The sequence below is a fragment of the Rhodococcus sp. MurmanLake-1 genome, assembly GCF_056945715.1.
Map to the genome: position 1 here is coordinate 350,882 of NZ_JBWZNF010000001.1, position 26,465 is coordinate 377,346.

Genomic DNA, 26,465 nt, shown 5'->3' on the forward strand with positions numbered 1-26,465 from the left:
GCGACAGAAATTGCCGCCTACCTGCGGTGATGACAAAAGTCCCTAATCGCCACACCGGCACACAGTTCTCGCGAGAATTCTGCTGTCGGTGAGCAGAACTCCGAACCGGCGATGTCATGGAGTTTTGTCCTCGTCGACAAATCGAGAAATGCCTTTCAACGCTGCTTCGAATTCCTCGTCGGCCCGGGTTCTGACCCAGAGGACGAGCACGCAGGCAGTGACGATCCCGACCAGGTTGACAGCCAGTTGCAGCGACGACAACCCGGCGATCCGCCATTCTCCGTTTGCTGCCGCAACCACCGCGAAACCGGCGGCAGGAACCGTGGTGACGGAGATGAACACTCCGACCAAGGCAGCGGACTTCGACGAGACGAGTGCCAGCATTCCAGCCGCACCGGCAAGAAGCGCGACGACAAACGAGATGGGCCCGACCTTGTAGACGAAATCGACCTCGTGGAGCGATTCGAGACTCACGACGTCCATCCACCCGAAGAACTTCACCACGAACGTTGCGGCGAGAGTCACGCCCATCGCGATGGGGAATCCGACGGCGAGCGCGAGAATCGAACGTCGACGCAACCGTCGATCCCGCCGTACGAGTGCCACAGCCAGCGCGGCCAGCGGCCCGAACTCCGGGCCGACGACCATGGCGCCCACGATCGTGATCTGAGAGTCGGTGACAACGCCGATTGCCGCGAGCAGACATGCGATCGTCAGGAACGCGACGAACAATCCGTTGAGAGTTGATTCTTCCCGAGTGCGGGACAGCAATTCCTCCCACACGACGGAATCCGCGGGATCACCCGGCACGTCGCGCTCAGCTTTGCGCGCCGCCGCCGACAACACCGTCTCGACTGGTACGAGCGTCATTCCGCCGTCCTCGGCGACGCCGAGAGCGGTCAGAGCATCGACGACGTCGTTGGCCGCCTCACGGGCGACGTCGGCCTCCACCATGTCGCCGGCGGGATGAACCGCGACATCACGTAATACGACGATGTGTGTCGCGCCCCGCTGCGACGCGAGCGCACCGAGAACTTGCTCGGTGCGCTCGGTCGGGCAGATCACCCGCAAATGCAGCATGGCGATCCGGTGTCGGCTCTACTTGGCTTCGACGGTGTCGCCTTCGGACTTCTTGTCCTCTGACTTCTTCTCGGGCTTCGCATCAATACCCGATTCCTTGCGCTGCTGCGCAGAAATCGGTGCCGGAGCATCCGTCAGCGGGTCGACGCCGCCACCGGACTTCGGGAACGCGATGACCTCACGGATGGAATCCATGCCGGCGAGGAGAGCGGTGATGCGGTCCCAGCCGAAAGCAATTCCGCCGTGCGGAGGCGCGCCGAAGGCGAAGGCGTCGAGAAGGAAGCCGAACTGCTCCTGCGCCTCTTCCTCGGAGATACCCATCACCTTGAACACTCGTTCCTGAATGTCCTTGCGGTGGATACGAATACTGCCGCCGCCGATCTCGTTGCCGTTGCAGACGATGTCGTAGGCGTAGGCGAGAGCGGAATCCGGATCGGTGTCGAACGTGTCGAAGAACTCCGGCTTCGGCGACGTGAACGCATGGTGCACGGCGGTCCAGGCGGAGTGGCCGAGAGCAACGTCACCGGATGCAGTGGCGTCGGCGGTCGGCTCGAACATCGGAGCGTCGACGATCCACACGAAGGCCCACGCGTCGGGATCGATGAGATCCTTCTTGCGGGCGATCTCACCACGGGCAGCGCCGAGGAGAGCGCGCGTCGACTTGGTCGCGCCCGCTCCGAAGAAGATGCAGTCACCCGGCTGGGCTCCGACGTGAGCGGCCAGGCCCTCGCGCTCGGCGTCGGTCAGGTTCTTGGCAACGGGACCACCGAGAGTGCCGTCTTCACCGACCAACACGTACGCCAGGCCCTTGGAGCCGCGCTGCTTCGCCCACTCCTGCCAGGCATCGAGCTGCTTGCGCGGCTGGCTTGCACCACCGGGCATCACGACGGCGCCAACGTATTCGGCTTGGAAGACGCGGAAGGTCGTGTCCTTGAAGAACTCCGCGCACTCGACGAGTTCGATACCGAAACGCAGGTCCGGCTTGTCGCTGCCGTAACGACGCATTGCCTCGTTGTAGGTCATGCGGTCGATCGGCGTCTTGATCTCGTGGCCGACGAGCTTCCAGAGCGCCGTCAGGATTTCCTCGGCAAGCAGGATGATGTCGTCCTGGTTGACGAAAGCCATCTCGATGTCGAGCTGAGTGAACTCGGGCTGACGATCGGCGCGGAAATCCTCGTCGCGGTAGCAACGCGCGATCTGGTAGTAGCGCTCGATGCCGCCGACCATGAGTAGCTGCTTGAACAGCTGCGGGCTCTGCGGCAGTGCGTAGAAGCTACCGGGCTGCAGGCGTGACGGTACGAGGAAGTCACGGGCACCCTCTGGCGTCGAACGCGTGAGCGTCGGAGTCTCGACCTCGACGAACTCGTGGTGCGCGAGAACGCCGCGCGCTGCGGCACTTACCTTGGAACGCAAGCGAATTGCGGATCCGGGCCCTTCACGACGCAAGTCGAGGTATCGGTACTTGAGGCGTGCTTCTTCGCCGACCTGATCGTCGAGCTGGAACGGCAGCGGTGCGCTTTCGTTGAGAACCTCGAGTTCGGTGGCGTTGACCTCGATTGCTCCGGTGGGGATCTCGAAGTTCTGGTTGCCCTCGGGGCGAACCTCGACCGTTCCGGTTACGCGAACGCAGTATTCCGCGCGCAGACGGTGCGCCTGCTCGGCCACGTCACCTGCCCGGAAAACTACCTGCGCAACTCCGGATGCATCACGGAGATCGATGAAGATCACTCCGCCGTGATCACGACGCCTGGCTACCCAACCGGTGAGCGTTACGGTCTGCTCTGCCTGCTCGGGTCGCAATGAACCGGCGAGATGTGTGCGCAGCACGGGATTCCTTTCGAACTACTTCCAATAACCGATGACCGACTACTTTGCCTGCGATCCTACGGAGCGAACTGCGCAGAGCGGAAACGCGGACCCGCATCGCATGCGAAGCTATCTCCAGAAGTGACGGCAAGCACTTGTTCACGACAGCAGAAAGCGGACATAGATGACCTTCAACGAGGGGGCCCGCGGCGAAGCGGGACGCGTTCAGGTTCAAGGCGGCGGGGGCGGCGGTGGCCGCGGCGGCAAGATCGCGATCGGCGGTGGCGCGGGCGGCATCATCGTTCTGATCCTGGCGCTGTTGTTCGGCGGTGACCCCGGCTCACTACTAGGCACGTCCACCGAAACTTCGAGTTCGTCGACCGGACTGTCGTCGGTCGACGAGTGCACCGGCGCTCAGGCAAACACCGATGTGAACTGCCGCGTCACACTGACCGTCGGAAGCCTCGACGACGTTTGGGAACAGCAGTTGGTCAAGCAGACCGGCACGGCATACGTGCGACCCGAAGTCATCCTGTTCAGCGGTTCGGTCAACACCGGTTGCGGCCAGGCGTCGAGTGATGTCGGTCCGTTCTACTGCCCGGCGGACCAAACGGCGTACTTCGATACGAGCTTCTTCCAATTGCTCGTCGACCGTTTCGGTTCCAGTGCCGGACCGCTCGCACAGGAGTACGTGGTCGCTCACGAGTTCGGACATCACATCCAGAATCAGCTCGGCGACATCGGCCGCGCGCAAGCTGACCCACAGGGCGAGCAGTCCGGCGCGGTTCGCACCGAACTCCAGGCCGATTGCTACGCCGGCGTCTGGGCACATTTTGCGGACACGATTCCCGACGAAGCGACCGGTCAACCATTCCTGAAGCCCTTGTCCGAGAGCGATATTCGGGACGCCCTCTCGGCGGCGTCATCGGTGGGCGACGACCGCATCCAGAAGTCCACGACCGGTCGGGTCAACCCCGAAGGTTGGACACACGGTTCCTCCGCACAGCGGCAGGCGTGGTTCAAGACCGGATACCAGACCGGCCAGATTTCGTCGTGTGACACGTACTCGGCGCGGGATCTGAACAATCCGCCCGATCTGAAGCGGTAGAGAACCTCCGAAATACCATCCCGCCGACAATTTTTTCTGTCTTGACAGATTTGGTTGTCGGTGGGATGGTTTTCTCATGTTGGAAGTTGCAGTCATCGATCGTCCCGCAGCTGCCGAGGCCTCGCTCGATCCGATCCGCCAACGGATTCTGGCTGAACTGGCAGTCCCGGCATCAGCATCCTCGCTGGCACCCCGAGTGGGCTTGACGCGCCAGAAGATCAATTACCACTTGCGCACTCTCGAGGAACACGGACTCGTCGAACTCGTCGAGGAGCGCAAGCGGGGAAACATGACGGAGCGGATCATGCAGGCCAGCGCCGCGTCGTACGTCATCTCCCCCGCTGCAATGTCCGCGCTCGCGCCGGACCCGAGCCGGTTCCCGGATCAGCTCTCGGCGCGCTGGCTCGTCACTCTCGCGGCGCGGATCGTCCGAGAGGTCGGCGAACTGATCGCCGGCGCAACTGCGGCCGGAAAACCGTTGGCGTCCTTTGCCATCGACAGCGACATCACCTTTGCCACGGCGGCCGACCGCGCCGCCTTCGCCGGCGAACTCGGCGAGTCGGTCAACTCACTCGTGGCCAAATACCACGACGGCAATTCCGAAGCCGGGCGCAAACACCGCTTGGTTGTCGCCCTGCATCCCAGTCTCACCACACCCCACGTCACCACACCCGAAACGGAGCAGTAGCGATGTCCGAGAAATTCGAAATCCGCCGCGAGGTGGTCGTCCCCGGAACTCCCGAGCAGATCTGGGCCGCAATCTCGGCAGAGACGGCCGGCTGGATGTTCCCGTCCCCGCTCGAAATCCCTGCGGACGGCAGTAGTCCGGACAGCCCGATCATCGCGACGTGGGAGCCGCCCCGCGAGCTAGCCATCCACATGCAAGGCCCCGACGGCTGGTTCAACAACCTCGAGTACGTCGTCGAGGCCCGCGACGAGAGCACCGCCGTTGTCCGCTACGTCCACGCCGGAGTGTTTGCCGAGGACTGGGACAACCAGTACGACGGCGCGAGTAAGCACACGGACTTCTACCTGCACAGTCTCGGCCAATACGTGCGGTACTTCGCCGGCAAACCCGTCACCTATGTCTCGGCCGAAGGCCCGGAATCCTCGTCCTCGCCGCAAGCGATGGGAACGCTTCGCAGCGCCCTCGGAATCACCTCGGGCACCGCTGTCGGTGACGCCACGTCGGTGGAAGTCCCCGGAATCGGAACCGTCGACGCGATTGTCGACTACATCAACGACTGGTTCATCGGCTTGCGTACCGAGGACGCATTGCTGCGGTTCTACGGACGAAACGCCTTCGGCGGCACCGTCGACGCGGCCCATCACCTCTTCGCAGAGGGCGCTGACGGTGGATCAGCAACGACAGCGTGGCAGGCCTGGCTCGACGGCGTGTTCGCCTGAGTCGTCACACTCCCCGCTCTGCTGACACGCGACCGTCGTCGATCGCGGTCAGCAAAGCGGCATGATCGCGTGCGTTGCGTTTGGCGTAGGCAGCCGCGAACTCCCCGATCGCGAAATCGAATTCGGTTCCGTCACCGAGATATTCGGCGATCGCAATCCGATCGGACGAGCGAGCATGCGCATAGGCCAGGACCCTCGCGCATAGTCGCCCGTAGAGTTCCATCCCTTCAGGTTTCATGGTTTCGATGACCGCTGATCCCTTGCCGTCCCGAAGTTGGCGGATGTAGAAGTCGTGCTCATCCTCGTCGAGTCCCGGTCCGCGCTCCCACCCCAGGAAGATGTCACTGGTGGCCTGCATCAGGCGCTGCCCGTTCACTACTCGTTCGCCCTCGTTGGAGAAGGTGGGGCCATCGACGTACGCCGAGAGAACGGACGGCTGCGCCTCCTTGACCTGCAGGATCAACGGATCGTCGTCGTCGACGCCTTTCATCAGGATCATCCACGCGCGCGTTCCGACGCTCCCGACACCGACAACTTTCCGCGCGATGTGCGTCATCTCGAAGCTTTCGAGCAACACCCGACGGTCCCACTGCAACGTGCTTCGATAGGAACGAACGCGCTGACGTAGCAACTCCTCGATCTGAGTGAGGTCGGTGCCCGCGAACAATTCCTCTGCCGGCACGATCAGCGGCGGGTCACTGATGAACCGCCTTCTCCCGTCGACGATTTCGGTGAATTTGCCGGCAGCCTGAGCGCTGTCTCGGCGACGAGCCTTGTCCAACGTCGCCTGGGTCCGCTCGAGCATTCGCTTCTTCAAATCGACGCGAAGTTCTTCCAGTCCGTCTTCGGGTGCGATGTGCGCGTACCAAACTGCGAGGTTCCCCAATCCTGACTGAGCGATCAGGGTTTCGCGATACTCGGCCGCACACCCGCGAACGATCTTCTTACGCTCTTTGCCGGAGTATCCGTTGTCCTTCGCTGCGATCGCCAAACTGGCGGCCAGCCGTTTCACGTCCCATTCGAACGGCCCCGGGTACGTTTCGTCGAAGTCGTTGATGTCGAACGCGAGCTTTCGCTCGGGCGTCGCATAGATACCGAAGTTGCTCAGGTGTGCGTCGCCGCAGAGTTGGCTGTTCAGGCCGGAATCAGGGCTTCGGGACAAGTCGTCCGTCATCACCAGGGCAGCACCACGGAAGAACGAGAACCGGGACGCCGACATGCGCCCGTATCGGATGGGCACCAGGTCCTGTACCCGCGACTTCGCCTGCAATTCCAGCAGTGATATCGGATCGCGGTCACTCTCTGTCAGATCCGCGAGCGCGGCCAATGGCGTATCTCTACGCGCCTGGCGGCCGCGCGCCCGCCTCTCGTCGACAGTGGGATGCTCGGTACGCACTGCTGTCATCTGCCCGACCTTTCACTCGCAACGGCTATCGCTACGAACTCGACGCGTCGGGCGTCGTTCGGCCTCCTGATCCGCGCGCTGCGCGTACCAGGAGTTCCGGACTTGACACCAACGCCTTGCGCCACGGAAGTACCCCGTCGATCTCGATCTGAATCGACAGGCTCAACACGGTCCGAATCAGAACGATCATGCCCAGAACTGCGGCGTCGGTCAGCGACGGTGAAGACGTCACAGTCTTCACCAGATCAGCGGCGACAAGGATCTCGAGCCCGAGAAGGATGACCGCACCCATCGTCTCGCGCAGAGTGCGAAACGCTGAACTACCGTCGCGCGTTCGACTCCAGGCGCGCCCCGCGATCACGAATGCGAACACGAACCCGAGGACCATGGCGACAACACCGAGTACTTCGAACCATTCGGTGACAAGCTCGAAGAACCTGATTTTGTCCATGATCATGATTCTCGAGGTAATGCACCGATAAGTCGAGGTGACACGACGGAGTCAGCTGAAGATCCGCTCGATATCGTCGAGTCGCAGCTCGGTCGCGCGAGGAGAATAGCCCGAGCCCCACAGGCTGTCGTCGACGTAATGGATGGTCCCCGAGCGGACAGCGGGAAGACGCTCCCAGAGCGGGTTCATTGCCAACTGCGCGCGGACGTCCTGCTGGTCCTGGAATGCACCCACGATGATCACGTCGCTGGTCACCTGATCGAGTTGCTCCGCTGTGAGTGTGCGGGTGAACTCCTCCGATGTAGCTCGATCGCCTGGGAACCCGAGAGCATCGAGAAGAGCGTCGACCTGGTTGTAGACGACACCGTTTTCGCCGGTACGCAGCAGCGTCACCGACGGTAGCGAGCCGAGGGCCGAGAGCCGATCCTTGATTGTGAGGAGGCGCTCTTCCGTTCTCGCGTTCAATTCCGCAGCAGCTTCTTCCCGTCGGACCGCGACGCCCATCGAGGTGACCAACTTCTTCATCTCGTCCCACGTGAGGTACCCGTTGAAGCCGGCGAACACTGGAACACCGGTCGCAGAGAGTTCGTCGTAGGACTTTGCCGCATAAGCATTTCCGGCGGTCAGGAGCATGACGATCAGATCCGGCGACGCGCCGATGATCGCTTCCTTGTTCCACGTTCCCGCCGTGCCGAGGTTCGGGATGTTCGCCGCCTCCGGCATCGTGCGCAACACCGCGTCGCCGCCCACCCCTTCGAGACCGAAGAAGCCGCCGACGATCTTCTCCGGCGGCACACCGAGGTCGAGGACCGTCGCCATGGCGCTGACGTGGGCGATGACCATTCGCTGCGGATCCGACGGAATCTCGACTCTGCCCGTCTCATCCTGCACTGTGACGAGACCACTTGGCGCCGAGCCGTTTTCGTCGCTGCTGCACGCTGCCAGCAATGTCGCAGCCGCGACACCGAGCCCGGCGCCGAGGAATCCCCTGCGTGTCAGCGCATCGACGATGCGTTCCCACTGCTCGTCTGTATCGAGTGTGGTGTTATCGAGTGCGGGCGCCAGGCAGATCGAGTTCGGCACAGTTCGGTCCATTCGTTCGAGCGGTCGAAGATCTCCTCGATTGTGGCTATCGAACCGTCGAAACTGAACAGGATTTCGAGCCGACATCTATCGCTGTCCGGTCACACCTTCTTGACGACGCTCGACTTCAATTGCATCGGTCCGATGCCGTCGACCTTGCAGTCGATGTCGTGGTCGCCAACGCCCTGAACAAGGCGGATGTTGCGCACTTTCGTACCTGACTTGATGCCGGTCGGACTGCCCTTCACCTTGAGCGTCTTGACGACCGTCACCGTGTCTCCGTCCGCAAGGATGTTGCCTACGGCATCTTTCACCACACCCAGTTTCACCACACCCGAGTCCTCGCCGGCACTATCGGTCGGCGCCCACTCGTGCGCGCAGGACGGGCAGACCATCAACGCGCCCATCTCGTAGGTGTATTCGCCGGCGCATTCGGGGCAAGGGGGCAAGGTGTCTTCCACGCGGTTCATCCTATCCACCAGGCACCCGATCCCCATTTTTGCATTTCATGAGGCATTCTTGGGCGAAATATTGCATTCGATGAAACTTTGCACTCTGTGCAATTATGGATGAAATGGGAACCGAAACTCTCGGATTGCGCGAACGAAAACGAATTGCGACGAGGCAGCTGATCGAGCACACTGCCGTCGAACTCGTCCTCGACCTGGGCTATGACGAAGTGACCGTCGAGAAGATCTGCGAGGCCTGCAATCTGTCGACCCGCACGTTCTTCAACTACTTCCCCACCAAGGACGCGGCGATCGGTGGGCTCATGCTCGTCGTGCCAAGTGAGGCAACCATGCTCACGCTCATCGGCGAGCACCCGGACGATCCGCTGCGCGGCGCCCTCGCGGTCTTCGAGGCGGCGATGCAGATCGTCGACGAGCGACCCGATCTGCTCGCGCATCGACGCGAATTGTTCGAACGTCATCCCACGCTGTTGCAACAACATCTGGCCACCTTCCACGATCTTGAAGACACGCTCACCCGGATCCTCACGCGGGAGTTGTCGCACAGAACCGAGTATCGCCGCCTGCACTCGGATACAGCCGCTGCCGACGAAGCCACGGCAACGGTCATCACCGCAGGCGCCGCGATGCGTTACGTCTTCCGAAAATGGCAGAACAGTGAACGGGCAAGCCCCAGAACCGACTTGCTTGATCCGGCACTACTCCTGATGGCTCGAATACTCAGGTCCGAGAGCTGATCCACACTCTCTCGCACCAGCTGTCACTCAACTAAGGAACTACATGTCCACTCGAGAAGCTGCGACCGTCGAGCCCGACGGCACGCATACCGATACCGAGGCCGCGCCGGACAAACGGTCGATCATCCTCGTTTTTGTCGGGCTTATGATCACGATGCTTCTGGCATCGCTCGACCAGATGATCTTCAGCACCGCGCTCCCGACCATCGTGGGTGAATTGAACGGCGTCAACCACATGGTCTGGGTGACGACGGCATACATCCTCGCCTCGACCGTCATGATGCCGGTGTACGGAAAACTCGGTGACCTGATCGGGCGCAAGGGCCTCTTCATCGGCGCCATCAGCATTTTCATCGTCGGTTCGGTGATCGGCGGTCTGTCCCACGACATGACCACACTCATCGCTGGTCGAGCCGTGCAAGGACTCGGCGGCGGCGGATTGATCCTGCTGTCCCAGGCGATCATTGCCGACGTCGTCCCTGCCAGGCAACGCGGCCGGTACATGGGTGCGATGGGCGGCGTGTTCGCACTGGCTTCGGTTGCCGGCCCCCTTCTCGGTGGATGGTTCACCGAGGGCATCGGCTGGCGCTGGGCATTCTGGATCAACATCCCCCTCGGGCTCCTCGCAATCGCGAGCGCAATGGCATTCCTTCACCTGCGGAAGCCGAACCTCGGCAAACCTCGCATCGACTATCTGGGAATGGTCCTCGTCGCAACGGCCGCAACCTGTCTGATCCTGTTCACCACCTGGGGCGGCAACACCTACGCCTGGGGGTCAGGCGTCATCATCGGGTTGATCATCGGCTGCATCGTGACCGCAGTGGCGTTTGTCTTCGTCGAGAAGCGTGCTGACGAACCGGTAATTCCGATGCACCTGTTCGCTCAACGAAACTTCGTGTTGACCACGGTCGCGGGTCTGATCATCGGCATCGCGATGTTCGGTGCGCTCGCATACCTGCCGACCTACATCCAGATGGTGACCGGTAAGAACGCCACCGAAGCAGGACTGATGATGATTCCGATGATGGCAGGCCTGCTGGTCGCCTCCATCGGATCCGGTCAGCTCGTCAGCAAGACCGGCCGCTACAAGATCTTCCCCATCGTCGGAACATCCATCGTCGCAGTCGCTCTTGTCCTGCTCTCACGTCTGACGCCGTCGACCTCACTGCTGGTCTTCGGTTGCTACATCGCACTCATGGGTATCGGCCTCGGCCTCGTCATGCAGATCTTGATCTTGATCGTGCAGAACACCTTCCCCGCGGCCGAAGTGGGAACGGCCACCGCGTCGAACAACTTCTTCCGTCAGATCGGTGCGTCGTTGGGCAGCGCGATCGTGGGCAGCCTGTTCGCCTCGCGTCTGACCAATCTCCTGGCCGAGCGACTCCCGGCGAATGGCGGCGCGGTCGGTGGTGACGAGAACTCCTTGACCCCGGGAATCCTCTGGAAGTTGCCCAGCCAGGTTCGCGAGATCATCGTCGGTGCGTACAACGACGCGCTGGCGCCGATCTTCCTGTACCTCGTCCCCTTGGTCATCGCGGCAGTTGTCCTGTTGCTCTTCGTCAAGGAGAAGCCACTCGCGACAACGATCGATCGCTCGGCACCCCCGCTCGAGTAATTGACTATCGTGGCGTGATGTCGCACGCACCGAATACGCCCAGACGCACTCTCGCTGTTCTGGGCGTATTCAGCGTTGTGGTGGTCGTAGTTGTCGCCGGCGCACTGTGGTGCTTCGCGCGCGGCGACGACGCTCTTGCCGGCGAGAATCTCGATTCGTTCCCGGCCGTCGACCACAGCATTCTCAGCGCTCAGCAGAGTGCGCTACTGGGCGTCCTCGAGCAGGAGTGGGAGTCAGGGAGTCCCGGCACCAAATACGCCGAGGGTGTCGAAGAATCGTGGTGTGCCGATTTCGTGAGCTGGTCGATGAACCAGATCGGCACGCCGTTCTCGAACCCCAACTCAGGGTCGTGGCGCATCCCCGGGGTGTACACGCTGCAGGAGTATTACGAGTCCGTCGACGCGTTTGTCCCCTACGGTCAGGACTACCAGCCCAAGGTCGGCGACACGATCCTGTACGGCGACTCGAGCCCCTTCGGCCAACACGTCAACGTCGTTCTGGTCAACGACGGCGGCACTCTGACGACCGTCGGCGGCAACGAGAACAACAAGGTCATGCTCCATCGCATCGTCCCGTCGGAAGTCCCGGGGATCGTCGGGTTCGGCGTCATCTGAGCCACCCCCGCCGTCTTTGCGTGATGAAACTTGATTGTTGCGAGCGGTGAGATTTCCGAATTGGTTCAACCGTTGATTGGTGCAAACTGATCGACATTGTTCGGATAATTCAGTGTTTCCGTCGTCGACAGATATCTATATCGAACGAAGGATCTGACCTGACAACTAGATTCATATCCAGCTGCCCCCTACCTCAGACAGGAATTCGATGCGCCCTGGTGAGCTGACCACCCTCGAGCAGATACAGCTCATGGCCCGCGCGGCTGCTGCGCAGGCCATGAGCACGCCGTCGATGCTCCGGCTGCGGCTCGGCCGCTACCCCACTCGCACACCCGAGCTGCGCAAACGCCCACTCCCGGACACCAAGCTGTGCAGCGAAGCGCTCGATCACGCCAGAGGAACCCTCTCCCCCGCGGTCTTGAACCACAGCCTGCGCTGCTGGATCTGGGCCGACGCCTTCGCGCAGATCGATGCGATCGAGTACGACCCCGAAGATCTCTTCACTGCGTGCGCCCTTCACGATGTCGGACTGGGCGCAGAAGGATCGGCCGAGCACGGGTGTTTCACCTACATCAGTGCCGCAGACGCAGAAGAACTCGCGACCCGAGTGGGAACTTCGGAGAGGTCGGTACGGCGAATCGGCGAAGCGATCCGTCTACACATGGATCTGACCGTCGACCGCGGCGCGGGCGCTGACGCCTATCTACTGCATGCCGCAGCGCATTTCGACGTTGCCGGTCGGCGTGCGCCCGAAATTCCGCGAGCAACTGTTGATGCAACAATCGCGGAGTACCCGCGAACAGGGTTCACCGACGAGTTCGCGCAATCGATGCGGCGCGAGGTCGAGCTCCGTCCGCACTCTCGCGCGGCGACGCTCTGGAGATCGGGAATGGCCCTGCCGTTGCGTACCAATCCCCTGGATTGGAAGAGCCGGTAACTACGAAAAGTCCTCGAGCACTGCAGTTCGCGGTCCTCCGACGTTCCCGGTATTCACCACGCCGACGGGTTCGATCAACATCACCTCCGCTTCTTCCTCGGCGATCGGGCAATGTTCGACTCCGCGAGGTACCACGAACAGTTCACCGGGCCCCAGTGGAACATCTCCGTTTCGGAGTTGGATTCGAATCTGCCCCTTCGTCACCAGGAACATTTCGTCGGTGTCGGTGTGGGAGTGCCAGACGAATTCACCTTTGATCTTGACGATCTTGATCTCGTAATCATTGAGGACCGCAATCTTCTTGGGCGACCAGTGCTCGGTGAACTGACCGAACTTCTCGCGGAGCGATACCGCTGTTGCCGAACTGTTCATGTTGTTCCTCCCTCGGGCGCGCCACCACCGCGATGACGACCCCGCCACTCTTCGTCACCCGCGGCAGCTGCGTCTTGTACGTTTCTGACATGGATCCCCGCGGCGCACAGATCACCGCGTGGGCACCGGGCCTCGCGGGAATCACCGAGGTCTTCCATGCCGATTTCGTCGGACACGCCTATCCCAAACACACGCACGATCAGTGGTCTCTGATGCTCGTCGACCGCGGCACGATTGCATACGACCTCGATCATCGCGCTCATGGCGCAGCACCCGAGATCGTGACTCTGTTGCCGCCAGGCATCGCACACGACGGAGTTCCGGTCACCGAGGCCGGATTTCGTCAACGAATCCTTTACCTCGACACGTCAGTTCTCGGCGAGGTCCTCATAGGCCCGGCGGTGGACAGCCCCGAGATTCGAGACCCTCTACTGCGCCACCGCATCGATCAACTGCACTCTGCACTCGGCCCGGACGGCGAATCACTCGAAGCCGAAAGTCGCCTGAGGTTCCTCGCTGAAAGATTGAACAAGATCCTCACACCGGCCACAGGTCGATCCCTTCACACGCCGACCGTTGACGAACGCGTTGCCGATCAACTTCGGGACCTGCTCGATGCGCGACTCACAACGGGAATCACGATGCGGGAAGCGTCGAACATCCTGCAACGGAACCCCACGTATCTGATCAAGAACTTCGCGAAGCATTTCGGGCTTCCGCCTCACAAGTACGTGACGGGACGTCGGATCGATCTGGCGCGACGCGCAATCCTCGCCGGTCGCGAATTGGCGGACGTGGCCGTCGACGTCGGATTCCACGATCAATCCCACCTGTCGCGGCACTTCGTCAAGCATGTCGGGGCGCCGCCCGGTAAATACGCACTAAACGTGGTCGGCAGAGCGCGCTAGTCGAAGCACCTGGCACCGGTTTCGTCGAGCAGACACTGGTTCCGGTCAGCTGGTGCCTGTGTCCACTGAATGAAAACGGTGTCAGGTCCCAACGATCAAGCAGCCGTCTCGAGGTCGACCAGGAGGAGGTCCTCGCGCCGCGGCCCGTATTCACGATCGGTCAGCTGATACGAGCGCAACGCGCGAGGCGCGCGGGCCAATTCGTAGAACCGCTCGGACCCGGACACGAACTGCCTCGATGCCCAACCCCAGTTCGGGCCGTGCGGAAACTTCGGGTCGGGCAGCATGTCGGACTCCATCGACATCAGCCGTAGACGGCGAACCACTCCGGTAGTGGAGGCATTCTCGTCGAAATCGGTCCACGCCTGACGGGCATTTGTGTCGTCACGAGGAGTTCCGGCGCGTAGTTGCAAAGCGCCCGCGGCTTCGATCCGAGAAGGCAACGGTGGTTCGGCGTCGAACATGAATTGCAGTGCACCGACGCGAGCGATCGCCGGCTGGACCGGCTCCCGGATGTCTGACCCGTCGCGAGGCAGTCTCCACATTAATGGTTTCGAACTCGTTCGCACTTCCGCCGTCAAGAGCCACGCCGGCTCGACTACCGCCCACCTGCTCGGGCTGTCGACATTCCAGGAGAGTCCCCACCGGACGGTCTCCCCCAATTCAGGAGGAACGAACCACCGAAGACGCAGAGCGTCGACCACTACCGGCGTAATCATCGTGTCGAAGTTCGCCGACGCACCGACCACTCGACCGGCTCCACCGCATCGTCCAGCCCGAGAACCACGCGAGCTGCATTGCGCCCTTGATCGAACAGGGACTGGCGAACTGTGGTCAAGCCGGCGTCCGATGCGGCTGTTGTGTCGTCCCATCCGACGACTGCGACATCGTCTGGCAGCGCGAGGCCGAGTTCACGGATCGCGTCCAGAACCCCCAGAGCCAGTTCGTCACTCATCGCCAAGATGACATCGGGCCTTCGGCTCTCGGGAACGTCGAGCAGGGACCGAGCCATCCGCGCACCCTCGCTCCGCTCGTTGACGGTGACCACCCCCACCCGCACCGAGGACCAATCGAGGCCCGCGTCGCGGACGGCGCGCTCGTAGCCCTCGAGCCGATGGCGGGACACCGGAAAGAACGCTTCACCTGGATCCACGGCCATCCGAATCTCGGACCGACGCTCACGATCCCACGGAAGGCTGATCACCGCGGGCCGCTGCGCCCCCGACAACCCGACTGCCGCGATCGCAACGGCGCCGGCAACATCGTCCATCCCGACGAGATCCACACCCTCGTGCAACGGCCCACCCTGGATGCACGCGGGTTTTCCGGTGCCGACAATCGCGTCGAGGATGGGATCGTCGAAAACGGTGGTCCAGACGACAAAGCCGTCTACTGCCGCGTCGCGAACTCTGTCGACGTCTCCCGGTTTCCCCGAGTTCGGCAGCATCATCAATCCGGCGTTCGCATCCAGGCACGCTTCGGCGACTCCCGAGAGGAATCGCCGAGCTACTGCGTCTTCGAAGGCGTACGTCAGCTTCTCGCTGAAGACGACCGCGATGTTGTTGAATTTCCCGCTCCGCAAGGACTGCGCCGCCCGGTTAGGGCCCGCGTACTCGAGCTCTTCGGCGGCGGCGAACACCTTGGCCCGCGTTGATTCAGACACGCGCTCGGGCTGCGCGAAGGAGTACGACACCGACATCACCGACACGCCTGCGGCCTTGGCGACGTCGGCCATCGTCGGACGACTCGAACGCTGCGCACGTATGGCCATGAGCATCAGCATAGCGAGTGCAAAATATCTATTGCGCAGGTGTGTATCGATACATGTATCGTTACACACCATGACTGCTCGACTGCCGAAGGCAACCACGCTACGGCTGATGACACTGGCCGGAGCAGCCTTCGCCTACGTGACGGCCGAAATGCTCCCCGTCGGACTGCTCAGCGAAATCTCGACGGACCTCGACGTCACCGAAGGGCGTGTCGGCCTACTGCTGACCTTCTACGCATACGGTGTCGCGGCCTTGACGCTTCCGCTGATCGGAGCGGTCAAAACCTGGCCGCGCCGACGTGTTGTCGTTCTGACGGTGGCCACCCTCGCGGTGTCGCAACTGGTCGCAGCATTGGCCGTCAACTATCCGATGCTGGTGATCGGACGATTGCTCTGCGCTGCGACGCACGGAGTGTTCTGGGCTGTCGTTGCCCCGGTCGCAGCCACTCTGGTTCCGCGCGGACAACAGGGCAAGGCAATCGCGATGGTGTATGCCGGTACGTCTCTCGCTTTTGTTCTCGGAGGTCCACTGTCTTCGGCGATCGGCCAGTCCTGGGGTTGGCGGACTGCGTCGGCGGCAATCGGTGTGGTGGCAGTGGTCATTGCTTTCTCACTGCATCGTGCGTTGCCCGAAATGCCGGTCGATCAACACCATCGGAGCAAGCGAGACAAACCGAAGCCGACACCGGCGATGAAACGGGCACTCGCCGTCATCTGCGCGGCAACGCTGTTTGCCGCCCTGGGGCAGTTCGCTTCGTACACGTTCTTCACACTTCTGGTGGAGGAAAGCCTCGGCTCGTCCGGTGGCATCCGTACCGCGATGCTTCTGGTCTACGGCGCCGCCGGCGCAGTCGGAGTGTGGGTCGCCGGCAAGTACTACGACCGCCGACCGCGTCTCTTCACGCTCATCTCGATCGCGACGGTGGCAGGCGCGCTGGCCATCTTCTGGCTCTTGGCGCCGTCGATGGGAGCGTTCGCAGTTGTCGCCACGATCTTGTGGGGTGCGGCGTTCACCACCGTTCCGATCTGCCTCCAGTCCTCGGTTCTGCGCGCCGTCCCGATCGGGACCGACCGAGCCTCCGCCGTCTACGTGGTCGTTTTCCAAATCGCGATTGCTACGGGTGCCTTGCTCGGCTCTGCCGTCGTCGACGGTGGCGGGCTCTCACATCTGGCGGGCATCGGGGCCACTCTGATGATCGGTTCGTTGGTGATAGTCGGGTTCGGCCGACGCGCATTTCCCCGCGAACCGCAGCGGTCTACTCACTCCCCCACCGACGCGGCAGCGACGGTCGCGTCGTAGATCAGGGTGTATCGCCAGAACAGTCGTCTCCTGATCCGGCTACCTGGCAAACACAACGCGGCCGCGCGTCGGACGTCAGCCATCGACTCACCCGGTTCCGCGGTGGGAGCCGTCATCGCCTTCAGTGGCTCGGAGGCAACCCGTCGATGCTTGACGACGCCGACGACGGGATTGCACACGGTCGCCAACACCGACAGGAGTGCGTCGGTGGCTGTGGTCGATCGATAACACCCGACCACGACGAGCCGGCCGCCCGGTTCGAGCAGGCCGCTCAGCCGCTTCATCGACTCTTCGAGTGGAAGATGATGCAACGCCGCGACGACTGTGATCGCGTCGTACTTCGCCTCGGATGCAAAGTCCTCGATCCGCCGTGCTTCGATGATCACGTTCTCGTCGTCGACAAACCTTGCGCGCACGGCGGCCGACGTCGTCAGGTCAGGTTCCACACCGACCACCACGTCGAACCGCCGCCGCAAGAGGTCGATCAGATTGCCGGTCCCGCTCCCCACGTCGAGAGCGCGACCCGACCTGACTCCGCGCAGATTACGTAGAACCCACCGGCCGTAGTGATCGTTGTGACTCCACGGATGGCGTCGGTTGAAACCGTCCAAGCGCGCAATCACACCCATACCCGACGGTATCAATCCGAGCCCGGGCACCGGCCGTCACAACCGCGGGTCGACCGGCTCCGATTCGAGAGCCAACACTGCGAACACGGCCTGGTGCGCTCGCCACAATGGTTCACGGTCGACGAGCCTGGATACCGCCTCCATGCCGAGCGCGTACTCGCGCAGCGCCATCGACTGCTTGTGTCCGAGGTTGCGGTTACGCAATCTCGCAAGCGTCGACGGTTCGAGGTAGTCGGCACCGTAGATCAATCGCAGGTACTCCCGGCCGCGAACCTTGATCCCCGGCTGAACCTTCGCGTTGTACCCCCGCGGTCCGTGAATCTGATTCGCCAGCGGTTTGACGACCATCCCCTCACCACCGTCACCGGTGAGCGACTCCCACCACTTCGTCGCTTCGGACACCGAGTCCTCGGAACCGAGATCGACCACCAGGCGACGTGTGGTGGTAAATCGACTCGGGTCGGCCGCGGCCAGGCGGTCCGAAATACCGAGGTGCCATTCGTGATCCCGTTCCCCGTACGACTTGCCCTCGGCCGCCAGAATCTGGAACGGCGCGATGGTGACGCCGTCCAGTCCGTTCGTCGGCCACACGTACCGTCGGTACGCCTCGCCGAAGCGCTCGATACTGGCGGCCCGAACAGTTGTCTGTTCGAACATCTCCGCCACGTCCAGGCCCCGCGACCCGGCCTGCGCCAACACGGCCTCGCGAGCTGTGAGGTCTGATCGCCCGGCCGCCGCGACCGACGCGTACTGCGAGCGCAGCAGACCTTCCGCTTTGACGTTCCACGGCAACAGTTCGCAGTCGAGGAGCAGCCAGTCGGTGCCCAGCTCTTCCCACAACCCAGCGGAGGTGACTGCGGCGGCGATGTCATCGATCAACTGCTGAGTCAGGTCGTCGTCGAAGAACTGGCGGCCGGTGCGGGTGTGCACCACCCCGCTGAGCGCATCCGGTGCGTCGAAGCGGGACTGAGCAACCGATCGATCACGGCACACGAGCACCACTGCCCGCGAACCCATGTGCTTCTCTTCGCAGATCACTGTTCCGATTCCGCCGGCCCGGTATGCGTCGAACGCGGTCGACGGGTGTTCCAGATAGTCATCGGATTGGGCGCTCGCGCAGGGCGCCATGGTCGGCGGTAGGTACCGCAGCCATTGCGGCGCGACGGCGAATCGGCTCATCACTTCCAAGGCGCCGGCAGCGTTGTCGGTGCGAACGGACACTCGACCTCGCAGTTCGGTGTCGACGCCTGTTGTTTCGAGGACGTCGGCGAGATCGAGCACGTCCGGATCGCGAGTCGGCGGTGCCAGCGGTACCACCGGCTCGTACCAAACCTGCTCCGCCGGAACCGACACGATCTCTCGTTCCGGGTATCGAAGGGCGGTGAGGGATCCACCGAACACACAGCCGGTGTCGAGGCACGCGGTGTTGTTGATCCATTCCACCTCGTGCACCGGAGTGTGACCGTAGAGGACCATCGCTGATCCTCGGTAGTCCTGCGCCCACGGGTATCGAACGGGCAAGCCGAATTCGTCCGTCTCACCGGTGGTTTCACCGTAGAGCGCAAAGCTTCGCACTCGGCCGGACGCCCTGTTGTGGTAGTCCTCCTTGAGACCGGCGTGCGCGACAACGAGTTTGCCGTCGTCCAGGACGAGGTGCGCGACGAGACCGTCACAGAAGTCGACGACGCTTTCGCGGAACTCCGCCGACTCGGTGGCCATCTGCTCGAGGGTCTCGGCGAGTCCGTGACTCGGCGTGACCTTCTTACCGCGCAGCGCCTTGACGAGTTTGTTCTCGTGGTTACCCGGAACCGCTATCGCATGTCCCGCCGCGACCATCCCCATGACCAGACGCAGCACACCGACCGAATCCGGACCTCGATCCACGTAGTCACCGAGGAAGACGGCAGTTCGCCCGTCCGGCGGCACCGCATCGACAGCTCTGCCATCCGTCCCGAAGTCGACGGTGTAGCCGAGTTTCACGAGGAGCGTCTCGAGCTCACTTCGACATCCGTGGATGTCACCGATGACGTCGAACGGACCACGCTCGACACGCAGATCGCTGCGGAGCGGGTGGCGCAAGAATGTGGCTTCGGAAACCGCGTCCTCACCTCTGAGGATGTGAACCGAACGGAAACCTTCCTTACCCAACCCGCGGAGCGAGCGAGTCAACTGTTGGTGCTGGCGACGAATCACGTCGCGTCCGAACGTCCGGTCAGAGCGAGCGTCGTTTCGTGCAGAGCAGACCGATTCCGGAACATCGAGCACGACTGCCACCGGCAGTATGTCGTGCTCGCGAGCCAACGCAACGAGTCGCTTGCGCGCAGCGGGCTGGACGTTGGTCGCGTCGACCACCGTGAGGCGTCCGCGTCGCAAACGCTTGGCCGCGACGAACTCCAGCACTTCGAAAGCATCGGACGTCGACTCCTGTGAGTTCGGATCGTCACTGACCCACCCTCTGAATGTGTCACTCGAGAGGGTTTCGTACTCACCGAAGTGGCGCGCTGCAAAGGTCGACTTTCCCGAGCCACTGACGCCGATGAGTACTACCAGGGCGAGATCTGGAATCTCGTACACCGTCATGACGTTCGTGCCTCCTTCGTGAAGATTGCCATCTGTGTCGGCCCGCCGAGGACCGGATCAATTGCTCCGATAAATTCGAACTCCACGCAATAGCCGTGGACTCGGGCCGTTTCGGTTGCCCAGTCGTCGAATTGGGTCCGTGAGAACTCGAACCTGTGATCGGGGTGCCTGAACTCTCCCGCGGCCAATGCCGGATACAGCACGTTGTAGTCGGCATTCGGAGTAGTCAGCAGCACATACTGCGGTGCTGCGTCCACGAAGACCGATCTGACCAGCGCCGGCAGGCGCGCCGTGTCGACGTGCTCGACCACCTCCATCAGCACGGCTGCGTCGAAGCCTTTCAAGCGTGCGTCGCGGTACGTCGCGGACGACTGCATCAAAGACACACGTTCACGCTGGACGTCGGACATTTCGGTGAACTTCAATCTGCGTTGCGCCCGTGTCAGTTCGCGCGCGCTCACATCGACGCCGACAAGTTTGTCGAATCGAGCGTGCGGCATCAGCGCCTCGAGCAATTTACCTTCGCCACAACCGATATCGACAATTGTTCTCACGTGCAGTCGCTGAAGCGTCGCCAAAACTGCGTCGACGCGAAGGCGTGCCAGCGGCGGATCCGGTCTCGGTGCTTCGATCTGCGCCTCAGCTTGTTCGGGAATCAGTCGATCGACCACCGATTCGACCAGGTCGCGTCGACGAGCCAGGTAGCGGGACATGATCAGCGCGGAATCCGGATGCGACGCCAACCACTCTCCAGCGACGCGGATCAATTTGTCTGCCTCGTCAGGTCCCACCCAGTAGTGCTTCACATCGTCGAGGACGGGCAACAGCACGTAGAGGTGCCGTAGGGCACTCTGCACCGTGTGTTCCCCGGTCAGTGTCAGCGACACGAAGTCGGAGTTTCCCCACATCGGTAGGTGCGGATCAAGCTGCACCGGTATCGCGGTCACGTCCCAGCCCAGCGGCTCGAACAGCCGACGAGGCAATTCCGCATCGCCGCCACACGGAACCACCGGAATCGAGACGGTCAACGCGAGTTCGGCTCCGACGAGTTCCGGGTGCGACTTGCACGTTCCCGTCAACGCGGTGCGAAACAGCTTCGACAGAGCAACCGAGAGTATGGACGACGCCGCATACGGCCGATCGTTGACGTACTCCCCCAGCGAAAAGTTGTCGCCACTCTTGCCGCGTCGATACCTACTCTGCACAAGTTCGATGGGGTCGACGTCCACAATCACTGCCACCGTGGTCTTTTCGGCCGAGGCCTCCGGGTACAGGACCGTGGCGGTGCCGATCGCCAAGTCGAAGCTTTGCACGCGGTCGGGATGTTTGTGCAGCAGGTAGCTCAACGCGGTCGCATCAGGAGTCTGCGGGGTCGGGGTGGACGTCAGTGTGAGTAGCACCAGGCGAATGTAGCCCGGCAAACGTCCGGGGCGCCTCCGATTTACGCGCCCGCGGCCGTCAGAACAAAGTGAGAGCTGCTCCCGCACCCACCAGTTCCCGAGGCGCCTCACGCGGTTCAGTGCCAGCCGCACTGACGTCTCGATGCTCCGAACGACCACCCAACCCATGACGCTCGACCAATGGCTCGACACGGCTTGCGAGCCAACGCTTGTATTCGGGAGTGACATACGCACCCCGCCCGTACAACTCGCGGTAACGACGGATGAGTGCCGGATGTTCCTGAGCAAGCCAATTCATGAACCAACCCCGAGTACTCCCCCGCAGGTGCATCGGGAAGACCGTAACACTCGTCGCACCGGCTTCGGACAGTGCCTCGAACAGACCGTCGAGGTGACTGGTGGAATCGGTGAGGAACGGAATGACCGGCGCCACCATGACATTGCACGAGAATCCCGCGTCGGTGACGGCCCGGATCATCTCGAGACGCGCCCGCGGTGACGGGGTACCAGGCTCGATCTGCTTCTGAAGTGCAGCGTCGTTGATCGCCAACGACACTCCGATTCCGACGTCGACCTGCGCCGCCGCCATCTTCAACAGCGGCAGGTCCCGTCGGAGCAGAGTTCCCTTCGTCAAGATCGAGAAGGGAGTTCCCGATTCGGTCAACGCGCGAATAATGCCGGGCATCAAGCGGTATCGGCCCTCCGCTCGCTGATAAGGATCAGTGTTGGTACCCAGTGCCACTGCCTCCCGTTTCCAGGACTTTCGCGCCAATTCCTTGCGGAGCACCGCGGCAATGTTCGTCTTCACGACCACTTGGGAATCGAAATCCGCGCCGGCGTCGAGGTCGAGGTACTCGTGACTCGGTCTCGCGAAGCAATATCGGCATGCGTGCGAGCAACCACGAAAAGCGTTGACGGTGAAGCTGAACGGCAACGTCGACTCTTCGGGCATCTTGTTGAGCGCGCTCTTGCAGAGCACCTCGTGAAACGTGATTCCCTCGAACTCGGGAGTCTGCACGGAGCGAACCAACCCGGCCCGTTCGAGTCCGGGTAGCGCTCCGTCATCTGCATCCAATGCCTGACCCGACCACCTCATGGCCCCAAGTCGAACACTTGTTCTAAGGTATGTCAAGATGGAGCGAATACCCGACCGTGCCTCACCACGGCCGGGAAGTTGTTGGCAGAATTCGGGGCATGTCGAACAGAATCAATATTTCGTCCGGTTCCGAATGGGAACCCAAGATCGGTTACTCCCGTGCCGTGCGCATCGGTAACCAGATCGCAGTCTCTGGCACCACCGCTCCTGGCGAGACCCTCACAGATCAGACCCGCGCAGCGCTCGAAACTATCAAGGCAGCACTTGCCGAGGCCGGCGCCTCGCTCGACGACGTCATCCGCACTCGCATGTACCTGCGCGACATGACGCAGTGGGAGCAGGCCGCTCTCGCGCACGGTGAAGTGTTCGGCGAGATTCGTCCCGCCACGACCATCCTCGAGGTCAGCTCGCTGATCGACCCCGCTCTGCTCATCGAGATCGAGGCCGACGCGGTTCTCAGCTGATCGCCAATCCGGACATTTGTGAAATGGGCGCCTAGTCTGAGCCGATGAAACCGATGCGGCTGTATCCGTTGACGCTCGCGCTCGGCATCACCGCCGCTTTCCTCTCGCCCGGTTCTGCACTCGCAGATCCGGGCGAGAGTCTTTCGACGGCTTGCGGCAGCCAGTTGAGCAATGCCGAGGTGGGCCGGATTGCCGAACTCAGCGACGTCACGACGCTGAACGGTGCCGGACTGCCTCGGCTCGAGACCGCTGTCGAACGTCATCGTGAGATCACGTCGATCCTCGTCTCACACCACGATTGGCGAGGCTTGTTCTCCATCGGCCTCGACGCTGTCGAACACGAGGCGGTGATGCCGCTGCAGCGAGACCCTGCGGCCTTCGCCGATGACGAGTGGGCCCATTCCGTCAGCTTCGAATTGCTGCGCAGGTACCTGGTGAACGTCCATGCGGAGTTCACCGGTACTCCCACCGATCCGGCGTGGACCAACTACTTCGCCCTGACACGTCAGTGCGATGCCAGTCCAGCACGGGTTGCCATGGCCGGCTACAACGCTCATCTCACCGTCGACCTCGCTCACGCCGTCGCCACGTCCGGAACCACTGCGGAGGATGTCACGGATTTCTACGAGATCGTCGATTCCATTGCCGTCAAGGGTGGTTCGATCGTGACCCTCACCAAGGCCGAGTACGACGCCGATCTGGGGCCGCTCTGGCGGTTCTACTTCGTCGGCGAAGGACTCGACCGATTGGCCGGAAACTCGCAGCCCTCGGAACTGCTGCTCCGCGCCGCCGACAGCGGATACAACACCATCACACTGGCCAACGGATTCGCCCTCCAGAATCCGCAGACACGTCCCGGCGCAGAACAGGAGATCGACGCACTCTGGCGTACTACGGATTCCGCTCTCGACGTACTCTCGCGACTCGGCGGTCTCTGACATCTCACCCTCCGCTGCCTGAAACGGACACACCTGCGACAATGACCCCATGACGGGGCACTCGGCGGGGCAAGGCATCCAGAGTCCCGCCATGCGCCGGGTGCGAGACCTGTTGCGCGGGCCCGCAATTGTCTGCGACGGCCAGGCAACCATCCGCGAGGCCGCGAAGTTGATGACCGATGCGGGCCGCCGTGCTGTTGTGATCCCGACGGAGACAAGCGGTTTCGGAATCTTCACCGAAGGTGACCTACGCGCTCGCGTGGTAGTCGGTGGTATCGACAGCAATCAGCCGGTATCAACAGTGATGACGCCGTCAGCAGTGACAGTCGATCCGGATCGATTGGGCGCCGACGCCGTGACCGACATGCTCGAGTACGGATTGCGCCATCTCCCGGTCGTGACCGAGGCAGGCGCACTGATGGGTGTGCTCGAACTCAGCGACCTCCTGACTTCGGCCACCAATCAGGGTTTCGAACTGCGCGCAGCGCTCGCCACAGCACAGGACGACGCCCACCTCGTCGAAACAGCCCGCGCGGTCCCTGTTCTGGTGACGGAATTGGTGGCCTCACGGGTCTCACCGCTCGACATCGGCGCGACGCTGGCCGTGCTGATCGACGTGACGGTCAGGCGAGCCATCGAATTGGTGGTGGGCGGAGACGAGCGACCGGATTTCGCGTGGCTGTCGCTCGGCAGCGTCGCCAGGCGTGAAGCGCTCCCCTCTTCGGATATCGACAGTGCGCTGGTGTGGGGCGGCGAATCTCATCACGAGGGAGCCGACGCCGCGAAGACCATCCACGACATCCTCGATCTCTGCGGGTTCCCTCGCGACACCAAGAACGCCGTCGCGACCCAGGCCAGGTTTGCTCGGACGCTCCCACAATGGCGCACTGCGCTGCGGAAATGGGTATCCAATCCGTACCAGGACCAAGCCCTGGTCATGTTGTCGATGCTGGCGGATGCCCGCGTCGTCGCAGGCGATCCGGCGTTGGATCCTCGCCCTGCGGCGTTGGATCAACTGCGACTGCACCCGGCCGTCATGCGACTGCTCCTTCGCGAAGCGGTCGGAGACAAGGCAAAGCTCCATTCGTTCAAGGACGTGATGACGCGTCGGACCGGAACCGTCGACCTCAAAGCCAGCGCCGTCCAACCGATCGTGAACATCGCTCGATGGGCGGGGATTTCCGTGGGCGCCCGCACGAGTTCGACACTCGAACGTCTCAAGGCTGCAGCGGGAAGCGGTTTCCTACTCGACGACGACGCCCAGGTACTGATCGAATCTTTCGAGGTGTTGCAGCAGATTCGTGTCCGCCACCAGACCGATCAGTTCGCGGCAGGTCGGCCACCGACCGACGAAGTCGTGATCTCCGAACTCACTCCGCTCTCGCGGAGCTTGCTGAGCAATGCAGTGCGCGAGGTCGCAGGTGTGCAACGACGACTCGAATATGCCGCGTCCGCGTCGGCGCTACCCGACATCGACCCGTGAATCGCACTGCGCTCGAACAGGTTCTGGCGGCGGAGCGCCTCGAAGGCTGGGATCCGAGTAACGAGCAGATCGCGGAACTCGAGGCCGTCATGATCGGGATGCTCTCTCGGCGTGAGTATTTCGAGCAGGAATTGGCGCGAGCCGTCGGCCTGTCGTCACCAATTCCCCCGCGGATCCGCTGGCGAAGATCAGCGCCGTACGTCTATCGCGGTACATCGGTGCTCGAGAACAATTTCGACGTGCGAGATCCCGCCGCACTGCAATCACTCGAGTTCGCGGCGACCGCGCTTCGTCTGGGTGAGGCGCATCTCGGCGGCGACCTCGTACCGCACACGCGAGACACAGCCGAACTTCTCCTACTTCACCAGCACGTTTTCCAAGATCTGTACCAGTGGGCCGGACACATCAGAACCGTCGACATCAGGAAAGGTGCGGCAACGTTTGCCCCGGTCTCGGCGATTCGGAACTACCTGTCCGAGGTGGAAGAGATCATCGCCGCCGTCGATTGGGTAGCGCTCGATCACGGCGCTGCGTCGTTCGCGCTCGCATCGGTGTACTCGACGCTCAATCATGCCCACCCGTTTCGGGAAGGAAACGGGCGAACCGGAACACTCTTCCTGCACCGACTCGCCGCCGACACCCGATATCAGCTCGACTTGTCGCGGGCGAGCAGAACCGAGTGGGTATCCGCGTCGAGGGATTCTGCGCCTTTCCGGCCCACCGGAACCCCGTCGCCTCGCCCGTTCATCGATCTGTTCAATCGCGCTCTGACTCGCTGACGCAAACATCTGCTGCCCGTTCCAGGCGGACT

At 62.4% G+C, this 26,465-nt stretch carries 26 protein-coding genes; 13 read left to right on the forward strand and 13 right to left on the reverse strand.

All coding sequences use genetic code 11. The features are described 5' to 3' along the window. Positions 1 to 114: 114 nt before the first annotated feature. Positions 115 to 1,080 carry a DUF389 domain-containing protein gene (locus tag AC2ETI_RS01455; RefSeq protein WP_019748357.1) on the reverse strand — a complete coding sequence of 322 codons (966 nt, stop codon included), beginning with the start codon at positions 1,078 to 1,080 and terminating at the stop codon, positions 115 to 117. Between the two features lie 18 nt (positions 1,081 to 1,098). Continuing rightward, positions 1,099 to 2,907, reverse strand: a complete 1,809-nt coding sequence (gene aspS, locus AC2ETI_RS01460; protein WP_019748356.1) for an aspartate--tRNA ligase — start codon at positions 2,905 to 2,907, stop codon at positions 1,099 to 1,101. A gap of 163 nt (positions 2,908 to 3,070) precedes the next feature. Here aspS and ypfJ point away from each other — a divergent pair, with 163 nt between their 5' ends. The 3 genes from ypfJ (at position 3,071) to AC2ETI_RS01475 (ending at position 5,401) form a co-directional block, all read left to right on the forward strand. After that, complete coding sequence (ypfJ, locus tag AC2ETI_RS01465) at positions 3,071 to 3,994, forward strand: KPN_02809 family neutral zinc metallopeptidase (RefSeq protein ID WP_446836814.1); 924 nt, start codon at positions 3,071 to 3,073, stop codon at positions 3,992 to 3,994. 76 nt (positions 3,995 to 4,070) lie between these two features. Continuing rightward, the gene (locus AC2ETI_RS01470) at positions 4,071 to 4,682 is read left to right on the forward strand and encodes an ArsR/SmtB family transcription factor (RefSeq protein ID WP_021332959.1); all 612 of its coding nucleotides are present in this window, start codon (positions 4,071 to 4,073) and stop codon (positions 4,680 to 4,682) included. A gap of 2 nt (positions 4,683 to 4,684) precedes the next feature. After that, complete coding sequence (locus tag AC2ETI_RS01475) at positions 4,685 to 5,401, forward strand: SRPBCC family protein (RefSeq protein ID WP_019748353.1); 717 nt, start codon at positions 4,685 to 4,687, stop codon at positions 5,399 to 5,401. Between the two features lie 4 nt (positions 5,402 to 5,405). On the opposite strand, the gene AC2ETI_RS01480 is transcribed toward AC2ETI_RS01475, so the two are convergent. The 4 genes from AC2ETI_RS01480 to AC2ETI_RS01495 form a co-directional block, all read right to left on the reverse strand. Continuing rightward, a complete protein-coding gene (locus AC2ETI_RS01480) occupies positions 5,406 to 6,806 on the reverse strand; it encodes a DUF2252 domain-containing protein (RefSeq protein WP_153211198.1) in 1,401 nt (466 codons plus the stop codon). Between the two features lie 31 nt (positions 6,807 to 6,837). Further along, positions 6,838 to 7,257: a DUF1622 domain-containing protein gene (locus AC2ETI_RS01485; RefSeq protein WP_007728052.1), complete on the reverse strand. Its 420-nt coding sequence runs from the start codon at positions 7,255 to 7,257 to the stop codon at positions 6,838 to 6,840. Between the two features lie 51 nt (positions 7,258 to 7,308). Then, the gene (locus tag AC2ETI_RS01490; RefSeq protein ID WP_446836812.1) at positions 7,309 to 8,340 is read right to left on the reverse strand and encodes an ABC transporter substrate-binding protein; all 1,032 of its coding nucleotides are present in this window, start codon (positions 8,338 to 8,340) and stop codon (positions 7,309 to 7,311) included. A 101-nt stretch (positions 8,341 to 8,441) separates the two neighbouring features. Then, complete coding sequence (locus AC2ETI_RS01495; RefSeq protein WP_020969567.1) at positions 8,442 to 8,801, reverse strand: zinc ribbon domain-containing protein YjdM; 360 nt, start codon at positions 8,799 to 8,801, stop codon at positions 8,442 to 8,444. Positions 8,802 to 8,914: 113 nt separating this feature from the next. On the opposite strand from AC2ETI_RS01495, the gene AC2ETI_RS01500 reads away from it, so the two are divergent. The 4 genes from AC2ETI_RS01500 (at position 8,915) to AC2ETI_RS01515 (ending at position 12,713) form a co-directional block, all read left to right on the forward strand. Next, positions 8,915 to 9,547: a TetR/AcrR family transcriptional regulator gene (locus AC2ETI_RS01500; RefSeq protein WP_024487257.1), complete on the forward strand. Its 633-nt coding sequence runs from the start codon at positions 8,915 to 8,917 to the stop codon at positions 9,545 to 9,547. 43 nt (positions 9,548 to 9,590) lie between these two features. Beyond that, positions 9,591 to 11,162 (forward strand): MDR family MFS transporter, encoded by a 1,572-nt coding sequence (locus AC2ETI_RS01505; protein ID WP_020969565.1) that lies wholly within the window; start codon positions 9,591 to 9,593, stop codon positions 11,160 to 11,162. A gap of 14 nt (positions 11,163 to 11,176) precedes the next feature. Then, positions 11,177 to 11,776, forward strand: coding sequence for a CHAP domain-containing protein (locus tag AC2ETI_RS01510; protein ID WP_446836811.1), 600 nt, complete (start codon positions 11,177 to 11,179; stop codon positions 11,774 to 11,776). 208 nt (positions 11,777 to 11,984) lie between these two features. Then, positions 11,985 to 12,713, forward strand: a complete 729-nt coding sequence (locus tag AC2ETI_RS01515; RefSeq protein WP_020907678.1) for an HD domain-containing protein — start codon at positions 11,985 to 11,987, stop codon at positions 12,711 to 12,713. Here the strand turns inward: AC2ETI_RS01515 and AC2ETI_RS01520 are convergent, their stop codons facing one another. Further along, positions 12,714 to 13,085 carry a cupin domain-containing protein gene (locus AC2ETI_RS01520; protein WP_020969562.1) on the reverse strand — a complete coding sequence of 124 codons (372 nt, stop codon included), beginning with the start codon at positions 13,083 to 13,085 and terminating at the stop codon, positions 12,714 to 12,716. A gap of 89 nt (positions 13,086 to 13,174) precedes the next feature. On the opposite strand from AC2ETI_RS01520, the gene AC2ETI_RS01525 reads away from it, so the two are divergent. Then, complete coding sequence (locus AC2ETI_RS01525) at positions 13,175 to 13,993, forward strand: helix-turn-helix domain-containing protein (RefSeq protein ID WP_097387384.1); 819 nt, start codon at positions 13,175 to 13,177, stop codon at positions 13,991 to 13,993. Between the two features lie 95 nt (positions 13,994 to 14,088). On the opposite strand, the gene AC2ETI_RS01530 is transcribed toward AC2ETI_RS01525, so the two are convergent. Beyond that, positions 14,089 to 14,712 (reverse strand): hypothetical protein, encoded by a 624-nt coding sequence (locus AC2ETI_RS01530; RefSeq protein WP_446836810.1) that lies wholly within the window; start codon positions 14,710 to 14,712, stop codon positions 14,089 to 14,091. Then, the gene (locus AC2ETI_RS01535) at positions 14,709 to 15,764 is read right to left on the reverse strand and encodes a LacI family DNA-binding transcriptional regulator (RefSeq protein WP_446836809.1); all 1,056 of its coding nucleotides are present in this window, start codon (positions 15,762 to 15,764) and stop codon (positions 14,709 to 14,711) included. Before AC2ETI_RS01535 ends, AC2ETI_RS01530 begins: the two co-directional genes overlap by 4 nt. Positions 15,765 to 15,834: 70 nt before the next feature. Between AC2ETI_RS01535 and AC2ETI_RS01540 the strand changes: the two genes are divergently transcribed. Then, the gene (locus AC2ETI_RS01540; protein WP_153211194.1) at positions 15,835 to 17,064 is read left to right on the forward strand and encodes an MFS transporter; all 1,230 of its coding nucleotides are present in this window, start codon (positions 15,835 to 15,837) and stop codon (positions 17,062 to 17,064) included. On the opposite strand, the gene AC2ETI_RS01545 is transcribed toward AC2ETI_RS01540, so the two are convergent. From AC2ETI_RS01545 to AC2ETI_RS01560, 4 genes are read right to left on the reverse strand one after another with little or no spacing between them, the layout of a single operon-like run. Then, positions 17,025 to 17,693 (reverse strand): class I SAM-dependent methyltransferase, encoded by a 669-nt coding sequence (locus AC2ETI_RS01545; RefSeq protein ID WP_397510269.1) that lies wholly within the window; start codon positions 17,691 to 17,693, stop codon positions 17,025 to 17,027. The genes AC2ETI_RS01540 and AC2ETI_RS01545 overlap by 40 nt on opposite strands. Before the next feature lie 36 nt (positions 17,694 to 17,729). Then, on the reverse strand, positions 17,730 to 20,273 hold the full coding sequence (locus AC2ETI_RS01550; RefSeq protein WP_446836808.1) for a polynucleotide kinase-phosphatase: 2,544 nt from the start codon (positions 20,271 to 20,273) through the stop codon (positions 17,730 to 17,732). Further along, positions 20,270 to 21,694, reverse strand: a complete 1,425-nt coding sequence (locus AC2ETI_RS01555; protein ID WP_446836807.1) for a 3' terminal RNA ribose 2'-O-methyltransferase Hen1 — start codon at positions 21,692 to 21,694, stop codon at positions 20,270 to 20,272. The genes AC2ETI_RS01550 and AC2ETI_RS01555 overlap by 4 nt, the downstream gene beginning before the upstream one ends. Positions 21,695 to 21,731: 37 nt before the next feature. Further along, a complete protein-coding gene (locus AC2ETI_RS01560) occupies positions 21,732 to 22,769 on the reverse strand; it encodes an Rv2578c family radical SAM protein (protein ID WP_446836806.1) in 1,038 nt (345 codons plus the stop codon). A 98-nt stretch (positions 22,770 to 22,867) separates the two neighbouring features. On the opposite strand from AC2ETI_RS01560, the gene AC2ETI_RS01565 reads away from it, so the two are divergent. From AC2ETI_RS01565 to AC2ETI_RS01580, 4 genes are read left to right on the forward strand one after another with little or no spacing between them, the layout of a single operon-like run. Beyond that, positions 22,868 to 23,233: a RidA family protein gene (locus AC2ETI_RS01565; protein ID WP_019748335.1), complete on the forward strand. Its 366-nt coding sequence runs from the start codon at positions 22,868 to 22,870 to the stop codon at positions 23,231 to 23,233. A 53-nt stretch (positions 23,234 to 23,286) separates the two neighbouring features. Continuing rightward, positions 23,287 to 24,171 (forward strand): DUF5995 family protein, encoded by an 885-nt coding sequence (locus AC2ETI_RS01570; RefSeq protein ID WP_483633668.1) that lies wholly within the window; start codon positions 23,287 to 23,289, stop codon positions 24,169 to 24,171. A gap of 49 nt (positions 24,172 to 24,220) precedes the next feature. Beyond that, positions 24,221 to 25,654: a putative nucleotidyltransferase substrate binding domain-containing protein gene (locus tag AC2ETI_RS01575; protein WP_223257836.1), complete on the forward strand. Its 1,434-nt coding sequence runs from the start codon at positions 24,221 to 24,223 to the stop codon at positions 25,652 to 25,654. Beyond that, positions 25,651 to 26,433, forward strand: a complete 783-nt coding sequence (locus AC2ETI_RS01580; RefSeq protein WP_446836805.1) for a Fic/DOC family protein — start codon at positions 25,651 to 25,653, stop codon at positions 26,431 to 26,433. The genes AC2ETI_RS01575 and AC2ETI_RS01580 overlap by 4 nt, the downstream gene beginning before the upstream one ends. The last annotated feature ends 32 nt before the right edge of the window (positions 26,434 to 26,465 follow it).

What these genes read in the sequence shown, in the direction of transcription:
- AC2ETI_RS01520 (WP_020969562.1), bottom strand. Translation starts at nt 13,085, where the DNA reads ATGAACAGTTCGGCAACAGCGGTATCGCTCCGCGAGAAGTTCGGTCAG.
- AC2ETI_RS01505 (WP_020969565.1), top strand. Translation starts at nt 9,591, where the DNA reads ATGTCCACTCGAGAAGCTGCGACCGTCGAGCCCGACGGCACGCATACC.
- AC2ETI_RS01560 (WP_446836806.1), bottom strand. Translation starts at nt 22,769, where the DNA reads ATGAGGTGGTCGGGTCAGGCATTGGATGCAGATGACGGAGCGCTACCC.
- AC2ETI_RS01500 (WP_024487257.1), top strand. Translation starts at nt 8,915, where the DNA reads ATGGGAACCGAAACTCTCGGATTGCGCGAACGAAAACGAATTGCGACG.
- AC2ETI_RS01515 (WP_020907678.1), top strand. Translation starts at nt 11,985, where the DNA reads ATGCGCCCTGGTGAGCTGACCACCCTCGAGCAGATACAGCTCATGGCC.
- ypfJ (WP_446836814.1), top strand. Translation starts at nt 3,071, where the DNA reads ATGACCTTCAACGAGGGGGCCCGCGGCGAAGCGGGACGCGTTCAGGTT.
- AC2ETI_RS01575 (WP_223257836.1), top strand. Translation starts at nt 24,221, where the DNA reads ATGACGGGGCACTCGGCGGGGCAAGGCATCCAGAGTCCCGCCATGCGC.
- AC2ETI_RS01540 (WP_153211194.1), top strand. Translation starts at nt 15,835, where the DNA reads ATGACTGCTCGACTGCCGAAGGCAACCACGCTACGGCTGATGACACTG.
- AC2ETI_RS01535 (WP_446836809.1), bottom strand. Translation starts at nt 15,764, where the DNA reads ATGGCCATACGTGCGCAGCGTTCGAGTCGTCCGACGATGGCCGACGTC.
- AC2ETI_RS01525 (WP_097387384.1), top strand. Translation starts at nt 13,175, where the DNA reads ATGGATCCCCGCGGCGCACAGATCACCGCGTGGGCACCGGGCCTCGCG.
- AC2ETI_RS01545 (WP_397510269.1), bottom strand. Translation starts at nt 17,693, where the DNA reads ATGGGTGTGATTGCGCGCTTGGACGGTTTCAACCGACGCCATCCGTGG.
- AC2ETI_RS01570 (WP_483633668.1), top strand. Translation starts at nt 23,287, where the DNA reads ATGCGGCTGTATCCGTTGACGCTCGCGCTCGGCATCACCGCCGCTTTC.
- AC2ETI_RS01470 (WP_021332959.1), top strand. Translation starts at nt 4,071, where the DNA reads ATGTTGGAAGTTGCAGTCATCGATCGTCCCGCAGCTGCCGAGGCCTCG.
- AC2ETI_RS01550 (WP_446836808.1), bottom strand. Translation starts at nt 20,273, where the DNA reads ATGACGGTGTACGAGATTCCAGATCTCGCCCTGGTAGTACTCATCGGC.
- AC2ETI_RS01480 (WP_153211198.1), bottom strand. Translation starts at nt 6,806, where the DNA reads ATGACAGCAGTGCGTACCGAGCATCCCACTGTCGACGAGAGGCGGGCG.
- AC2ETI_RS01475 (WP_019748353.1), top strand. Translation starts at nt 4,685, where the DNA reads ATGTCCGAGAAATTCGAAATCCGCCGCGAGGTGGTCGTCCCCGGAACT.
- AC2ETI_RS01530 (WP_446836810.1), bottom strand. Translation starts at nt 14,712, where the DNA reads ATGATTACGCCGGTAGTGGTCGACGCTCTGCGTCTTCGGTGGTTCGTT.
- AC2ETI_RS01565 (WP_019748335.1), top strand. Translation starts at nt 22,868, where the DNA reads ATGTCGAACAGAATCAATATTTCGTCCGGTTCCGAATGGGAACCCAAG.
- AC2ETI_RS01485 (WP_007728052.1), bottom strand. Translation starts at nt 7,257, where the DNA reads ATGGACAAAATCAGGTTCTTCGAGCTTGTCACCGAATGGTTCGAAGTA.
- AC2ETI_RS01455 (WP_019748357.1), bottom strand. Translation starts at nt 1,080, where the DNA reads ATGCTGCATTTGCGGGTGATCTGCCCGACCGAGCGCACCGAGCAAGTT.